Annotated in this window: 12 protein-coding genes and 1 pseudogene; 5 read left to right on the plus strand and 8 right to left on the minus strand. The window is 72.8% G+C overall.

Annotated elements, in window-relative coordinates:
- Positions 1 to 17: 17 nt before the first annotated feature.
- From ABWK59_RS08845 to ABWK59_RS08855, 3 genes and pseudogenes are all read right to left on the minus strand, one after another.
- On the minus strand, positions 18 to 512 hold the full coding sequence (locus tag ABWK59_RS08845; RefSeq protein ID WP_354639363.1) for an FMN-binding protein: 495 nt from the start codon (positions 510 to 512) through the stop codon (positions 18 to 20).
- Between the two features lie 30 nt (positions 513 to 542).
- Positions 543 to 1901 (minus strand): ferredoxin reductase family protein, encoded by a 1359-nt coding sequence (locus ABWK59_RS08850; RefSeq protein WP_354639365.1) that lies wholly within the window; start codon positions 1899 to 1901, stop codon positions 543 to 545.
- A gap of 256 nt (positions 1902 to 2157) precedes the next feature.
- A pseudogene (locus tag ABWK59_RS08855) lies at positions 2158 to 2511 on the minus strand (winged helix-turn-helix transcriptional regulator); the annotation flags it as partial.
- 93 nt (positions 2512 to 2604) lie between these two features.
- Here ABWK59_RS08855 and ABWK59_RS08860 point away from each other — a divergent pair.
- The 3 genes from ABWK59_RS08860 (at position 2605) to ABWK59_RS08870 (ending at position 5015) form a co-directional block, all read left to right on the plus strand.
- Positions 2605 to 3816, plus strand: a complete 1212-nt coding sequence (locus ABWK59_RS08860) for a pyridoxal phosphate-dependent aminotransferase (protein ID WP_354639366.1) — start codon at positions 2605 to 2607, stop codon at positions 3814 to 3816.
- 163 nt (positions 3817 to 3979) lie between these two features.
- Complete coding sequence (locus ABWK59_RS08865) at positions 3980 to 4462, plus strand: peroxiredoxin (RefSeq protein ID WP_354639368.1); 483 nt, start codon at positions 3980 to 3982, stop codon at positions 4460 to 4462.
- Between the two features lie 181 nt (positions 4463 to 4643).
- On the plus strand, positions 4644 to 5015 hold the full coding sequence (locus ABWK59_RS08870) for a hypothetical protein (protein WP_354639369.1): 372 nt from the start codon (positions 4644 to 4646) through the stop codon (positions 5013 to 5015).
- A 99-nt stretch (positions 5016 to 5114) separates the two neighbouring features.
- On the opposite strand, the gene ABWK59_RS08875 is transcribed toward ABWK59_RS08870, so the two are convergent.
- Together ABWK59_RS08875 and ABWK59_RS08880 are read right to left on the minus strand one after the other, a co-directional pair.
- A complete protein-coding gene (locus ABWK59_RS08875; protein ID WP_354639370.1) occupies positions 5115 to 5882 on the minus strand; it encodes an aminotransferase class IV in 768 nt (255 codons plus the stop codon).
- Positions 5883 to 6146: 264 nt separating this feature from the next.
- Entirely contained in the window at positions 6147 to 6551 is a 405-nt protein-coding gene (locus ABWK59_RS08880) for a (2Fe-2S) ferredoxin domain-containing protein (RefSeq protein WP_354639372.1), read from the minus strand.
- A 202-nt stretch (positions 6552 to 6753) separates the two neighbouring features.
- Between ABWK59_RS08880 and ABWK59_RS08885 the strand changes: the two genes are divergently transcribed.
- Entirely contained in the window at positions 6754 to 7191 is a 438-nt protein-coding gene (locus ABWK59_RS08885) for a CBS domain-containing protein (RefSeq protein ID WP_354639374.1), read from the plus strand.
- Between the two features lie 126 nt (positions 7192 to 7317).
- On the opposite strand, the gene ABWK59_RS08890 is transcribed toward ABWK59_RS08885, so the two are convergent.
- A complete protein-coding gene (locus ABWK59_RS08890) occupies positions 7318 to 8973 on the minus strand; it encodes an FAD-binding dehydrogenase (RefSeq protein WP_354639376.1) in 1656 nt (551 codons plus the stop codon).
- A 270-nt stretch (positions 8974 to 9243) separates the two neighbouring features.
- Between ABWK59_RS08890 and ABWK59_RS08895 the strand changes: the two genes are divergently transcribed.
- Positions 9244 to 10164 (plus strand): SGNH/GDSL hydrolase family protein, encoded by a 921-nt coding sequence (locus ABWK59_RS08895; RefSeq protein ID WP_354639378.1) that lies wholly within the window; start codon positions 9244 to 9246, stop codon positions 10162 to 10164.
- A gap of 191 nt (positions 10165 to 10355) precedes the next feature.
- On the opposite strand, the gene ABWK59_RS08900 is transcribed toward ABWK59_RS08895, so the two are convergent.
- Both ABWK59_RS08900 and ABWK59_RS08905 read right to left on the minus strand, forming a co-directional pair.
- Positions 10356 to 12800 carry a lamin tail domain-containing protein gene (locus ABWK59_RS08900; RefSeq protein WP_354639379.1) on the minus strand — a complete coding sequence of 815 codons (2445 nt, stop codon included), beginning with the start codon at positions 12798 to 12800 and terminating at the stop codon, positions 10356 to 10358.
- A gap of 364 nt (positions 12801 to 13164) precedes the next feature.
- Positions 13165 to 14274: a HoxN/HupN/NixA family nickel/cobalt transporter gene (locus ABWK59_RS08905; RefSeq protein ID WP_354639381.1), complete on the minus strand. Its 1110-nt coding sequence runs from the start codon at positions 14272 to 14274 to the stop codon at positions 13165 to 13167.
- Positions 14275 to 14439 lie beyond the last annotated feature (165 nt).

Raw genomic sequence — 14439 nt, forward strand, 5'->3', positions numbered from 1 at the left:
CGGTGCAGCACGCCGTCTCACCCCTTGGCCTTGTCGAGGGCGCTCTGCAGCGACCGGATGTAGCCCTCGCTGGTGTAGGTCGCGCCGGTGACCACGTCGACGTCGGCGCTCTGGGCGGCGATCGCCTCCTGGTTGAGCAGTGGCAGCGCGTAGGTGTTGATCTCGCGGTCGCGGCGGTCCTCGGTCGGGTAGCGGAGCACGTCCACGGCGGTGATCCGGTCGCCGGCGAGGGTGACCTCCACCTGCACCGGGCCGTAGCGGGTGTTCGCGGCGTCGCCGGTCACCTTGCGAGTGGCGTCCGAGGCGTCGGTCCCGGACGACGGCGAGGACCCGCCGGCTCCCCCCGACGCCCCGGAGCCGCTCGAACCGGCGGAGCCGCTCGATCCGGCGGAGCCGCTCGATCCGGCGGAGCCGATGACCGGGCCGGTGCCGGTGGCCTGGTGCGGTTTGAGGGAGAGCAGCAGCACGATGCCGGCCGCGGTGGCGGCGGTGCTGACGACGGCTCTGCGCATGGGACGTCCTCCTCGGGACGGGCTCGGGGCTCAGAAGGCGAAGGACTCGCGGTGGATGCGGCCCGGCCGGACGCCGGCGGCTCGCAGCGAACGGACGGCCTCCTCGGCCAGTTCCTCCGGTCCGCACAGGTAGACCTCGTGGTCGGCCAGGTCGGGGACGAGCCGGGCGAGCGCGGTACCGAGGTCGCCGACCCGGCTGCGCGGGCCGACCAGTTCGTGGACCCGGCCGCCGCGCCGGTGGGCGACCTCCGCCAGCTCCGCGCGGAACAGCAGGTCCTCCGGTCTGCGGGCCCGCTGCACCAGGGTCAGCTCACCGGGCAGGGTCTCGAACAGCGCCCGCAGCGGGGTGATCCCGACACCCGCGCCAAGCAGCAGGACCCTCCGCTGCCGGTGCACCCGGGCCGTGAAGGCCCCGTACGGGCCCTCGGCGCGGACCCGGGTGCCGGGTCGCAGCGCGGCGACCGCGGCACTGTGGCCGCCGAGGTCCTTGACCGTGAAGCGCAGGAACCGCGGGTGCGGCGGCGCGGAGAGCGAGTACGGGTTGGCGGCCCAGCGCAGGCCGGGCGCCTGGAACTGCAGCCGGAAGAACTGGCCCGCCTCGGCGTGGAGTTCGTCCAGTCGCCGGCCGGTCAGGAAGAGCGACACCACGCCGGGGCCCTCGGGCCGGACCTCGGCCACCCGGAGCCGGTGGCGCCGGTCGCGCCGCCAGGGCAGGGCGAGCCGGTACCGGCCGAGCAGGGCGGCGGTGCCCAGGTAGAGGGTGTACCAGGCGGCCCGGCCGACCCCGCCGCCGAGGTCGGCGCCGGTGGCGAGCTGGTGTCCGAAGGCGAGCGCCACCGCGAGGTAGGTGGCCAGGTGCAGGTAGTACCAGGTCTCGTAGGAGAGCCGGCGACGGGCGGCCCGGGCGGAGACCGCGCCGGTGCCCAGGAGCAGCAGGGTGCCGGCGGTCGCCTTGAGCATCTCGGGGAAGTGGAGGACGATCTCGGTGCCCTCGCCGAGCAGGCCGCGGCCGTCGGTCAGGGCGTACCCCCACACGATGGTGAGCACGTGGACGGTCACCGCGGCGACCGTCCAGCGGCCGCCGAAGGCGTGCCAGCGGGCCAGCCGGTCGGCGCCGACCACGCGTTCCATCGGGGGGAGCCGGGCCATCAGCAGGAGCAGCACGGGGGCGGCGTAGCCGGCGAGCAGGCCGGTGAGCCGGCCGGCGCCGGTGAGCCAGCCGGCGGCACCGACGACGGAGGCGGTGTCCTGCCACCAGAGGGCGAGGACGCCGAGCGCGCCCGCGGCGATCAGCGCGAGGACGGCGGCGGGGGCGGCGGCGGCGGCCGGGCGGCGCGCGGTCGCCCGGCGGACCGGGCCCGCGGACCGCGGTGGGGCGGCTGTGGCCATCGGGACCTCCTTCCGGCCGGCGGGGGGTCCGCCGAGGTGGTCATGATGGCACCGCAAGCTTTCGAAACCCTGAGAGCGCCCCCGCCCGCACCCCTCTCCGGGCCCGGCCTCCGGCCCGCCCACCGCGCCGCCCGGGGCCTCCGCACGCCCCTGGGGATCTCAGCCCTTTCTCATCCCGCGCAGGCGGGAGGGGTGCCCCCGGCGCGGCTCAGGGCGCGGCGTCGGCGGTCGTGGCCTCCGCGGTCCCTGCGGTGGTGAACCAGTGGCCGCGGAAGGCGTCGGTGGGGCGGGGGGTGCCGAGGTCGGGCATGCCCCAGGTGGCGAGGGCGTCGATCACCTGGCGGAGGGCCAGGCCGCGGTCGGTGAGCCGGTAGACGGTGGCGTTGGCGGGCCGCTCCAGGCGGTGGCGCTCGACCAGGCCCTCGCCCTCCAGCTGCTTGAGGCGGGTGGCGAGGATGTCAGTGGAGACACCGGGCAGGTCGGCGTGCAGGTCGGTGTAGCGGCGCGGTCCGCCGAGGAGTTCACGGACGATCAGGAGACTCCAGCGCTCCCCCACCGCGTCCAGGGCCCGGGCGACGGCGCAGTACTGGTCGTAGCTTCGGCGTGGCATGTGATCAGCATAGCCAATAGGTTGGACTTTCCAAGTGGTTACTTGGTAGAACGAAGCAACCGGAGAGGTGCGGGTCAGGTCGGGAGGCCGCTGATGGAGTTTCGCCAGTCCAGCAAGCTGAAGGACGTCTGCTACGAGATCCGTGGCCCGGTCGTCGAGCAGGCGAACGCGCTGGAGGAGGCCGGCCACAGCGTGCTGCGGCTGAACACGGGCAATCCGGCGCCGTTCGGCTTCGAGGCGCCGCCCGAGATCCTCCAGGACATCATCCGCAACCTGCCCAACGCGCACGGCTACAGCGACTCCCGCGGCATCCTTCCGGCCCGCCGCGCGGTGGTGCAGTACTACCAGCGGCGCGGGGTCGACGGGATGACGGTGGACGACGTCTTCCTCGGCAACGGCGCCTCCGAGCTCATCCAGATGGCCGTCCAGGCGCTGGTGGACGACGGCGACGAGGTCCTGGTGCCGATGCCGGACTACCCGCTGTGGACCGCGGTGGTGCGGTTCGCCGGCGGCAAGGCGGTGCACTACCTCTGCGACGAGGAGTCCGACTGGTACCCGGACCTGGCGGACATCGCCGCGAAGATCACCGACCGCACCAAGGCCATCGTGGTGATCAACCCCAACAACCCGACCGGCGCGGTGTACCCGAAGGAGCTGCTGGAGGGCATCCTCGACCTGGCCCGCCGGCACGGCCTGCTGGTCTTCGCGGACGAGATCTACGACAAGATCCTCTACGACGGCACCGAGCACCACTGCCTGGCCGCCCTGGCCGACGACGTCCTGACGCTGACCTTCAACGGCCTCTCCAAGTCCTACCGGGTGGCCGGCTTCCGCAGCGGCTGGCTGGCCGTCTCCGGCCCGAAGGAACTGGCCCGGGACTACCTGGAGGGCCTGACCATGCTGGCCGGCATGCGGCTGTGCCCCAACGTCCCGGCGCAGTACGCGGTGCAGGCGGCCCTCGGCGGCCACCAGTCGATCGACGACCTGGTCCTCCCCACCGGCCGCCTCACCGAGCAGCGGGACGTGGCGTACCGCGCGCTGAACGAGATCCCCGGCGTCAGCTGCGTCAAGCCCAAGGGCGCGCTGTACGCCTTCGCCAGGCTGGACCCGGCCGTCCACAAGATCGTGGACGACGAGCGGTTCGTCCTGGACCTGCTGCTCCGCGAGAAGATCCACATCGTCCAGGGCACCGGCTTCAACTGGCCCCGCCCGGACCACTTCCGCTTCGTCACCCTCCCCCGGGCCGACGACCTGGAGACCGCGATCAGCCGGATCGGCCGCTTCCTCGCCACCTACCGCCAGTAGCACCGGCGCGCCCGCCCCCGCCGAGCCCCCACACCCGGCACTCGTACACCGGCGCGTCCGCCACGGGCGAGCCGGTGCCCCGATCGACGGTGCGCCGGCGCACCACCCGGCGCCGGGCCCTATCATCGGCTCGCCGACGGCCCCCACCGAAGCGGAGGACCCCATGCCCAAGCCACCCGAGACCGGCACCGCCGCACCGCAGTTCACCCTGCCCGGACTGGTCCTGGACGGTGACACGGCACAGCGCCGCGAGTACCGGCTGGGCGACGCCCTCGGCGGGCCGCTGGTGCTGGTCTTCTACCCGGGCGACGACACCCCGGTCTGCACCAAGCAGCTGTGCGAGTACACCTCGGACCTCGACCGGTTCAAGGGCCTCGGCGCCACCGTCTGGGGCGTCAGCCCGCAGGACCTGGACAGCCACGAGCGGTTCGCCCGCCGTCACCGGCTGGCCTTCCCGCTGCTCGCCGACACCGACCGGGCGGTGGCCCGGGCGTACGGGATCGCGGTGCCGGGACTGGGGCTGCGCCGCTCGGTGTTCATCCTGGACGGCGAGGGCACCGTCCGCTGGCGGCACGTGGCGCTGGCGGGGCTGACCTTCCAGCACAGCGACACCCTCGCGGCCCGGCTGGCGGAGTTCGCGGGCTGATCCGGACGCGCCAGACGAGGCCGTCCCCGCACCGTTCGACGGCCGGGGGCGGCCTCGCTGTTTTATGCCATTGACAGGTGCCGCGGCGCCCCTGATCCTCTCGTTACCACATCCTTTGCGGAGCCAAGGCTCAGGGGGGCAAAGACACATGACGCTCCATCAGTACCCGGTCGGTTCACCCATGCCCAAGTCCGTCAAGTTCGCGGTCGGCGGCGTCGTCTTCCAGGCCGTGATGAACGCCCTGGTCGGCTTCCTGCTGATGGCCCTGGCCTCCGACGAGGCCGACCACGGCGGCGACGGCGCCGGCTTCCTGCAGTTCATCGGCCTGCTCTCGGTCGCCATCTCCCTGCTGCTGGCGGTCTGCGCCGCCCTGAGCGGCAAGCGGCTCGGCTGGGTCCGGACGACCGTGGTGGTGATCGAGGTGGTGTCGATCGCCAGTTCGGTGTTCGCCCTGTTCTCCGGGTCGATCCCCTCGGTGCTCGGCATCCTCATCGCCGGCGCGATCATCCGCGCCTTCGTCTCGGCGGAGGGCAAGGCCTGGTTCTCGGCCTGACGGTCACCGGCCGTACGGCCCGCGCGCCCGCCCCGGATCCCGCCCGGATCCGTGCGGCGGGCGCGCGGCGCGTCCGCCCGGATCCGTGCGGGGCGGAGGTCAGAGCGGCTCGCCCGGCACCTGCCGGTACGTCGCCCGAAGGCGCTCCACCACCGGGTGCTCCGCGGCCAGCGCCGTACCGTCGATCGCCCCGAGCGGGCGGACCCCGACGGCCGCATTGGTCGCGAACGCGGCGTCGAACCCCTCCGGGGAGGTCACCGGCTCCTCCGTACCCGGGAGTTCGGCCCGCAGCAGCCGCATCGCCGTGCCCGCCAGGTACGCGCCCTGCGGCCAGACCACCTCGGTGCCGCGGACGAACCCGACGTTCCAGGTGCCGCCCTCGGTGAACCGTCCGGCGGCGTCCGTGAACAGCACGTCGTCCCAGCCCGCCAGCCGGGCCGCGCGGCGGTGGTGCAGCGCCCCGAACAGGCCCACGCCCTTCACCTCCGGCAGGTCCCGCTGGTAGCGGACGGACCGCACCCGCAGCGGACCGAGGTCGAGCCCGCCCGCCGGACGGGTGGTCACCAGCACCCGGGGGGCGGGCTCCGACCCGATGGTGCCGACGTCCAGCGCCGGGTCGAACACCGTCAGCCGGATCACCGCCGCCCCGGCGGCGGGGGCGGCACGGCGGGCGTACGACCGGACCCGGTCGAGGTCCAGGGGCGTACCGAAGAGGGTGCGGCAGTCCCGCTCCAGGCGGTCCAGGTGCAGGGCGAGGCCGCGGACCCGGCCGTCCTCCACCCGGAGGGTGGTGAAGTGCCCGTAGTTGGTGAGGGCCAGTGCCTGGAGCTGCTCCGGGGTGACCGGCCTGCCGTCGAGTTCCGCCATACGGCCAGCATCCCAGAGGCAAGCCCTGCCCCCGGACACCCCAGGAGACGCATCCGGACACCCCAGGGGCGCGGGAAACTGCGCGAATGAGGAAGGCGGACGAGAGCTCGGTCGGGGCACGAGAGCCGGTTGCACCACCTGCCGTACCCCCGCGCGCAGTTCTCCCCCAGCCTTGGCGGCTGGGAGGTGCACCCACGCGCCCCTGAGCCGGCCTGTTGCCCCCACGCGCCCCTGGGGGTTGCCCGACTGCCTTGCTGCGCCCGGTCAGCCGGGGAGGCCCTCGCGGATGCGGCGGGAGACGGTGAACTCCTGGAGGTCGAGCATGCCGGGCGGGGGCACGATCCCCGGCCCGCCGGCACGGACCCAGTCCACGACCTCGTCGAGCATGTCGTCGGCGAGCACCCAGCCCAGCCAGACCGGCCGGCCGCCCGCCTTCCGCCCCTCGGCGGAGGGGCTGACCACGACCACGTTGGAGTGCCCGCAGGCGTCCAGGCAGTCCACCGCGCGGACCTTGCCGGCCGTGCCGACGCCCGCCCTCAGCCGCTCCAGCTGACCCGCATGGTCCACCCCCGGGTGCTTGGCCGCCGACCCGCAGCAGCACCCCCGGCAGACCGTGACGGTGACCGGCGCGGCCGGGGCGGCCGACTCCTGGCGCGGACGACGAGCCATCAGTTCCCTCTCGGTAGGCGGCCCGCCGCCGGGCTCGGTCGAGCGCGGGCCGGTCGGGCACCCGGCCGATTCTGCCGCAGCGGGGCACGGGGAGCGGCCGCAGGGGCCCGTCCGCCCGGCGCGCGGACCCGGGGAAGGCTGCCTATGGTGGCCGGAGATTCACACTCCGCACCTGCGTGTGCGGACGGAGAGAGGACATCTCGTGATCACAGCGCGTGACATCATGCACACCGGCGCCCAGTGCATCAACGCCGACCAGAACCTCATGGAAGCGGCGAAGATGATGCGCGACATGGAGGTGGGTGCCCTCCCGATCTGCGGGCCCGACCAGCAGCTCAAGGGCATCATCACGGACCGTGACATCGTGGTGAAGTGTCTGGCGGCCGGCAAGGACCCGTCGACGATGAAGGCGATGGACCTGGCCGGCCACCTGCACTGCGTCCGGGCGCAGGACGACATGGACACGGTGCTGAAGAAGATGGAGCAGCACCAGATCCGGCGCATCCCGGTGATCGACGAGTCGAAGCGGCTCGTCGGCATGATCAGCGAGAAGGACCTGGCGATGGGCCACCGCGAGGGCGGCCGGCTGACCGACAAGCAGATCATCGAGTTCATGGACAGCATCCACATGAGCCACTGACCGGTCCGCGCGGGCCGTGGACCGGCCCCACGGGGAGGCGGCGCCGACCGGGCGCCGCCTCCCTCCGTACGTCCGCCCCCACCGCCCCCGCCGGCCCCACCGCCCGAACCCCCTGTGGCGGCCCGCTCAGACGGTGGCCGCCGCCGCGGCCCGGCCCGCCGCCCGGCCGGAGAACAGGCAGCCGCCCAGGAAGGTGCCCTCCAGCGCCCGGTAGCCGTGCACCCCGCCGCCGCCGAAGCCGGCCGCCTCGCCGGCGGCGTAGAAGCCGTCCAGGACGGTGCCGTCGGCGCGGAGCACCCGCGAGGAGAGGTCGGTCTCCAGGCCGCCGAGCGACTTGCGGGTGAGGATGTTCAGCCGGACGGCGATCAGCGGGCCGGCCTTGGGGTCGAGCAGCCGGTGCGGGGTGGCGGTGCGGATCAGCCGGTCGCCGAGGTAGCGGCGGGCCCCGTGCACCGCGGTGACCTGGAGGTCCTTGCTGAACGGGTTGGCCATCTCGCGGTCGCGGGCCTCGATCTCGTGGCGCAGGTCGGCCTCGTCGATCAGCGGTTCGGGAGTCTTGGCGTTCATGCCGCGGACCAGGGTGGCGAGGTCGCCGGCGACCACGAAGTCGGCTCCGTGCCGCTTGAACGCCTCGACCGGGCCGGTGGCGCCGGGCAGGGCGCGGCCGAGCACGCCGCGGACGGACCTGCCGGTCAGGTCGGGGTTCTGCTCGGAGCCGGAAAGCGCGAACTCCTTCTCGATGATCTTCTGGGTGAGCACGAACCAGGTGTGGTCGAACCCGGTGGTCATGATGTGTTCGAGGGTGCCGAGGGTGTCGAATCCGGGGAACAGCGGAACGGGCAGCCGGCGGCCGCGGGCGTCCAGCCAGAGCGAGGAGGGGCCGGGCAGGATCCGGATGCCGTGGGCGGGCCAGATCGGGTCCCAGTTCTCGATGCCCTCGGTGTAGTGCCACATCCGGTCGCCGTTGATCAGGTGGCCTCCGGCGTCGCCGGCGATGCCCAGCATCAGGCCGTCCACGTGGGCGGGGACGCCGGAGAGCATCCGCTCGGGCGGGGTGCCGAGGCGGGCGGGCCAGGCCTTGCGGACCAGCTCGTGGTTGCCGCCGATGCCGCCGGAGGCCACCACCACGGCCTGGGCGCGCAGTTCGAAGGCGCCGGCCACCTCGCGGGAGCTGGACTGCCCGCGGTCGACGCCGCTGGGCACCAGGACCTCGCCGGCGACGGTGTCGACCGCCCCGGCGGTGGCCGCGAGAGAGGTCACCCGGTGGCGGAAGCGGAGGTCGACCAGGCCGCGGGCGGCGGCCTCCCGGACCCGCCGGGCGAACGGCTCGACCAGTCCGGGCCCGGTGCCCCAGGTGATGTGGAAGCGGGGGACGGAGTTGCCGGGGCCGGTGGCGGTCAGGCCGCCGCGCTCGGCCCAGCCGACCACCGGGAAGAACCGGACCCCCCGGGCGTGCAGCCAGGCGCGCTTCTCGCCGGCGGCGAAGTCCACGTACGCCTCGGCCCAGCGGCGCGGCCAGGCGTCCTCGGGGCGGTCGAAGCCGGCCGTGCCCAGCCAGTCCTGCCAGGCGAGGTCGCGGGAGTCGCGGATCCGCATCCGGCGCTGCTCGGGCGAGTCGACCAGGAAGAGGCCGCCGAAGGACCAGTGCGCCTGGCCGCCGAAGGAGGCCTCGGGCTCCTGGTCGAGCAGGATCACCCGCCGTCCGGCGTCGGCCAGTTCGGCGGTGGCGACCAGGCCCGCGAGGCCGGCTCCGATCACGATGACGTCGGCGTCGAGTGCCATGCGGGTCCTTCCGGATGGGCGGGGGGTGAGCCGATCCTGCGGCCTGCGCGGCCCGGGGTCAACCGGTCGGTAACAACCTCCGGGGGAATTTCGCTCCACCGCGTATCAGAAATGCCGCGCTCCACCATGGAGCGTAATTCGCAGGCCACCTGACGGGAATTCAGCGGGAAATTCTTGGACGAATATCTGGACAGCCGGTTAACCTGCCAGTAACTTACCGATCAGTAACGCCCCCACCCTCCCGACAGTTTCTCTCCCCCAGGAGGAACCGTGCTCAGCCCTGCCCTGAAGCGATCGTCCGTCCTGGTCACCGGCGCGGTCCTGGCCACCGCGCTCACCGCGCTGTCGTCCCCCGCCCACGCGGCCGGCGGCAGCGGCCCGTACGTCGCCCTCGGTGACTCGTACGCGTCCGGTGCCGGTGTGCCCGGCCAGTCCGCGGGCCTGTGCCTGCGCTCCGACCGCAACTACGGCCACCTGGTCGCCTCCGCCCTCGCGAGCAGCCGGTACACCGACGTCACCTGCGCCGCCGCCAAGGTCAAGGCGATGACCGAGCCCCAGTACGACGCCTTCATCCGGGTGAACGACCCGCAGCTGAACGCCGTCACCAACGACACCGCCCTGGTGACCCTCGGGATCGGCGGCAACGACCTCGGCACCAGCGACCTCGGGATCGCCGACGTCATCGCCGCCTGCATCGCCGGCGCCGTGGTCAACCCGCTGGGCACCCCCTGCAAGGACCACTACGCCGACGGGCACTGGAGCTGGAGCGAGTGGGCCTGGGTGTGGGGCGAGGACACCCTGCGCAACCGGATCGACGCCGCCGCGCCGAAGATCGCCGACACCCTCAAGCGGATCCACGCCAAGGCGCCGAAGGCCAAGGTGCTGCTGGTCGGCTACCCGTCCGTGCTGCCCGAGAACGAGTGGAAGTGCGCCGGCCGCCAGCCGGTCACCGTCGGCGACGTCGCCTACCTGCGCGGCGTGCTCGGCGACCTCAACGCCATGCTGGCCCGCACCGCGGCCGCCAACGGCGCCACCTACGTCGACACCCTCACCCCCACCAAGGGCCACGACGTCTGCTCGGACGACCGCTGGATCGAGGGCGCGCTGCCCGGCTCCCCGGCCGTCCCGTTCCACCCCAACGCCACCGGCGAGCGGGTGATGGCCGACGCCGTGCTGCGCGCCCTGCGCTGACGGCCGGTCCCCTCGCGGGCCCGCCCTCGTGGGCCCGCGAGGGGTGTGCAGCCGGGGGCGCCGGTGCCAGACTGCCTCGCCCGGGTGTGGGCGTCCGGGTACCTCTGGCGGGTCCGGCGGTAGGCGGGGGAACGGCGGCGGGGCGCCACCGAGGGATCGGTGGCGCCCCGCCGTCGCGGTGTGCGCGGGCCTCACGGCTTGATGCGGACCACCTGCGGGTCGTGGTCGCTCGCCTGGACGGCGAACTCGCTGTTGATGTGGACCACGTCGTAGTCGGCGTGGCGGGTCAGCGCCGAGCTCACCAGGATGTGGTCGAGCACCTGCGAGTTGCCCTGGAAGACGTAGGAGTAACGCTCCTTCTCGGGCAGGTCGTTGACCAGGTCGTGCAGGACGCAGTCCTTGGTGAGCGCCTTCAGCGCCGGCGAGAACTGGTAGTCGTTGAAGTCGCCGAGCGAGACCACCCGGGCGTTCGGGTCGGCGGCCAGCAGCTTGGAGACGAAGGCGTGCTCCACCTCGGCCTGCTTCAGGCGCTGGACCTCGGAGCTGCGGGTGGGCGCCTGGAACCGGCTGTCCAGGCCCTGGTCGCCACCCTTGCTGTTGAAGTGGTTGGCGATCACGAAGATCTTCTTGTTGTGGAAGGCGAACTGGCCCACCATCGGCTTGCGGCTGCTCGCCCAGGCCTCGTTGCCGGGGTCGATCCGGCCCGGGGAGGCGGTCAGGTTCGCCCACTTGCCGCTGCCGGCCACGTCCACCGCGGTGGTGGCGTCGCCGCCGGCGATGTCGGTGAAGGACACCCGCTTGGGGTTGAACAGGAAGACCGTGCGGATGTTGCCGCCGGGCTCGCCGCCGTCCTTGCCGTTCTCCGGGTTGATCGAGCGCCAGTCGTACGCCGGGCCGCCGGCGGCCTTGATGGCCTCGATGAACTTGGCCACCGTCTGGTCGGCGTCCACCGTGCCGTCGTTGACCGCGCCGTTGTTGTCCTGGATCTCCTCCAGGGTGATGATGTCGGGCGACCGCAGGTTGGTGACGATGCCGGTGGCGAGCTGGGCGAACTTGTCGGCCGGGTCGCTCGGGTCCAGGTTCTCCACGTTGTACGTGGCGATGCTGACCTCGCTGGGCAGCGCGCGGTCGGTGACCTCCCGCTTGAGGCCGTTGTCCTTGACCGCGCCCAGGGCGCCCGCCACCAGGGTGTAGCCGCCGAACTTGTTGTAGTCCAGCGGGCCCGAGGTGGAGCCGGTCAGCTGGTCGCCGACGTTGGCCACCGGGAACGGGTGCTCGGCCTCGGGGGCGAGCGACTGGACCATCACCCGGCCGGAGTTGGGGTTCTCGTAGCCGAGGTAGACCACGCCGCCGCGCTTGGTCCGCTTGTCACCGCTCCGGGCGTCCACCCACAGCTCGTGGTACTCGTCGGTGGCCTGCACCACCGGGACGTCGCGGACCTCGACGTTCATGCCCTCCAGCGCCTCGTACGCGTCCAGCGCGTACTCGGCGGGCCTGAGGGCCAGGCCCTCGATGGAGCCGCCGGCCGCGTCCGGGGCGTAGCCGGCCGGGACGGTGGTGTCGTCGAGCAGCACCGCGGCCGGCAGCGGGTTGCCGGAGGACAGCACGGTGACGACCGGACCGGTCAGCTGGGTGATGGACTGGCCGCCGCCGGCCTGGTTCGGGTAGTACTCGGCGACCTTGCCGTTGACCAGCACCGAGTCACCGGCCTTGACGGTGGGGTTGGCGCTGCCGGTGTAGACGAACAGGCCCTCGGAGGTCGCGGGGTCGGCGTCCGGGGTGGCGTCCTGGATCCAGAAGCCCTTGGAGCCGTAGCTGCGGGTGCCGGTGACGACGCCGGGGACGCCGGTGACGGCCTTGCCGACCATCGGCGAGACGCGGGTGGTGCCCTGGATGTCGTGGATCCGGACGGTGCCGGGCTGGGTCGGGCCGCCGCCGGTGCCGCCGCCGGTGTCGCCGCCCGGGGTGCTCTCGCCCTTGCCGTTGACCGGGGTCGGGGCGCCGGCCTTGAAGTCGGCCGCGTTGTCGTCGGTGTCGGCCAGGGAGGCGGCACGGGCCACCGCGTCGGTGTTGCTCGCACCGGCCGCCGGGCCGCTGCCCTCGCGGACGACGGCGGTGCCGAAGCCGACCAGGTCGCGGATCCGCGGCTCGGCGGCGCAGTCGGCGGCGGTCTTGCAGGTCAGCGGGGCGGTGCCGGAGACCAGGGCGACGGTGCCGCTGGTGCCGGACAGGGCCAGGGTGCCGGTGGCGTCCGGGGTGGGCAGGGCCACCGTGCCGCCGGTGCCGGCCGCCTCGGCGACCAGGTAGCGGGCGCCGGGGGCGACCGAGCCGGTCAGCGGGGTGACGCTCCACTGGGAGTTGGCGCCGGGGGTGCCGGAGATGTACTGGACGCTGAAGCCGTCCAGGCCGAAGGCCGCGCCGCCCTTGTTGGCCAGCTCGATGAAGTCGTTCTTGAGGGTGGCACCGGAGTTGCCGCCGCCGCCGTAGACCTCGGCGATCAGGACGTCGGCCGAGGGGGCCGCGACCGCACCGGGCAGCGGGACGAGCACCAGCGAGGCGGCGACGCCGACCGGCAGGACGGCGGCGCGCAGCAGGGACCTGCGGGAGCGGGGGTTGGCCGCGGTGGGCTTGGTCACCGTACGGGACTCCTTCGGGGCAGCACGGCGGCCCGGAGGACGTGGGGTCCGTCGCCGGGCGGCTGAGGGTGTGTCACAACGAATGGCTACTCGCGTAGATCCGAGAACCGAGGCTGAAGATACGCGCGTAGAAGGTGACACGACAAGATGCAGCACATGAACAATTGATATTGACCCGGTTTTTCCCGAACCGCCACTTCTCCCCCCTCCGGTCCGGCTTTCGGCCCAAATCGCGGCGAGCTGACGGAGTGTCAGAACCGTTGCCCGGCAAGCCCCCCGGGCAAACACGAACGCCCGCCGCCCGGATTCCTCCGGGGGGCGGGCGCAGGGCGTCGGGGCGCCGGACGGGCCGTCCGTCAGGCCGTCAGTCGGTCTCGGCGACGGCCACCGGACCGCGCAGACCGGCCGACCACTTCTCCTCCACCCGGCCGAGCTTCCAGTACGCCACCGCGGCGGCCCAGGCCAGCAGGAACAGCAGCACGATGGCGTAGCCCACGTACTCCAGGTCGATCCCGCCGATCCAGGCGATCGGGCCGGAGGTGATGTCCAGCTTCTCGCCGAGCAGGCCGATCAGCTCGATGCCGCCGATGACCAGGGCGACCAGCACCGACAGGCCGGTGACGGTGAGGTTGTAGTAGACCTTGCGGATCGGCTTGGAGAACGCCCACTCGTAGGCGAAGTTCATGAACGAGCCGTCGATGGTGTCCAGCAGGCTCATGCCGGCCGCGAACAGGACCGGCAGCACCAGCAGGGCGTACCAGGGCAGTTGGAAGGCGGCCGCGCCGCCGGCCAGGACCAGCAGCGAGACCTCGGTGGCGGTGTCGAAGCCCAGGCCGAACAGCAGGCCGACCGGGTACATGTGCCAGGGCTTGGTGACGGCCCGGGTGACCCGGCCGAGGATCCGGTTGAGGAAGCCCCGCTTGTCCAGCTGGGCCTCCAGCTCGGCCTCGTCGTACTCGCCGCCGCGCATCTTGCGGAAGACCTTGAGGATGCCGTTGAAGGCGCCCAGGTTGATCAGGCCGATCAGGACCAGGAAGGCGCCGGAGATGGTGACCCCGATGACGCCGGTGGCCTGCTGGAGCGTGGAGTCCTCGGACTCCACCTGGCCGGCCAGCGACTGGATGCCGAAGGCGAGCAGGGCGCACAGGCCGAAGACGATGGAGGAGTGGCCGAGCGAGAACCAGAAGCCGACCGACAGCGGCCGCTTGCCCTGGCCCATCAGCTTGCGGGTGGTGTTGTCGATGGCGGCGATGTGGTCGGCGTCGAAGGCGTGCCGCATGCCGAGGGTGTAGGCGGTCAGGCCCATGCCGGCGCCGAACACCTGGCCGCCGACCTCGTAGTGCTCGGGCGCGACCACCGCGAGCAGGGTGAACCAGCCGACCACGTGCAGCGCGAGGACGAACCCGCCCATCCCGGCGAGGCGGATCCACTCGTCCCGGGTGAGGCGGCCACGGAGACCTCTTGACGCTGACATCGGGAGTCCTTTCGGAAATGACGCGGCTGAACTGGCACATCCTTTCCCGTACGCATGTGTAATTGCAACTGATGCGCAACTGAGAGCCCCGGGCGCACGCCCGCACAACATCGCCCGGGACATGTCACAAGCCGGACGGATTCCCTTCACCTCCCATGCCTTCCG

This window comes from Kitasatospora sp. HUAS MG31, from assembly GCF_040571325.1.
In the GTDB taxonomy this organism is placed as follows: domain Bacteria; phylum Actinomycetota; class Actinomycetes; order Streptomycetales; family Streptomycetaceae; genus Kitasatospora; species Kitasatospora camelliae.

Coding starts and splice junctions, on each gene's coding strand:
- ABWK59_RS08845 (WP_354639363.1), bottom strand. CDS start 512: ATGCGCAGAGCCGTCGTCAGCACCGCCGCCACCGCGGCCGGCATCGTG.
- ABWK59_RS08850 (WP_354639365.1), bottom strand. CDS start 1,901: ATGGCCACAGCCGCCCCACCGCGGTCCGCGGGCCCGGTCCGCCGGGCG.
- ABWK59_RS08860 (WP_354639366.1), top strand. CDS start 2,605: ATGGAGTTTCGCCAGTCCAGCAAGCTGAAGGACGTCTGCTACGAGATC.
- ABWK59_RS08865 (WP_354639368.1), top strand. CDS start 3,980: ATGCCCAAGCCACCCGAGACCGGCACCGCCGCACCGCAGTTCACCCTG.
- ABWK59_RS08870 (WP_354639369.1), top strand. CDS start 4,644: ATGCCCAAGTCCGTCAAGTTCGCGGTCGGCGGCGTCGTCTTCCAGGCC.
- ABWK59_RS08875 (WP_354639370.1), bottom strand. CDS start 5,882: ATGGCGGAACTCGACGGCAGGCCGGTCACCCCGGAGCAGCTCCAGGCA.
- ABWK59_RS08880 (WP_354639372.1), bottom strand. CDS start 6,551: ATGGCTCGTCGTCCGCGCCAGGAGTCGGCCGCCCCGGCCGCGCCGGTC.
- ABWK59_RS08890 (WP_354639376.1), bottom strand. CDS start 8,973: ATGGCACTCGACGCCGACGTCATCGTGATCGGAGCCGGCCTCGCGGGC.
- ABWK59_RS08905 (WP_354639381.1), bottom strand. CDS start 14,274: ATGTCAGCGTCAAGAGGTCTCCGTGGCCGCCTCACCCGGGACGAGTGG.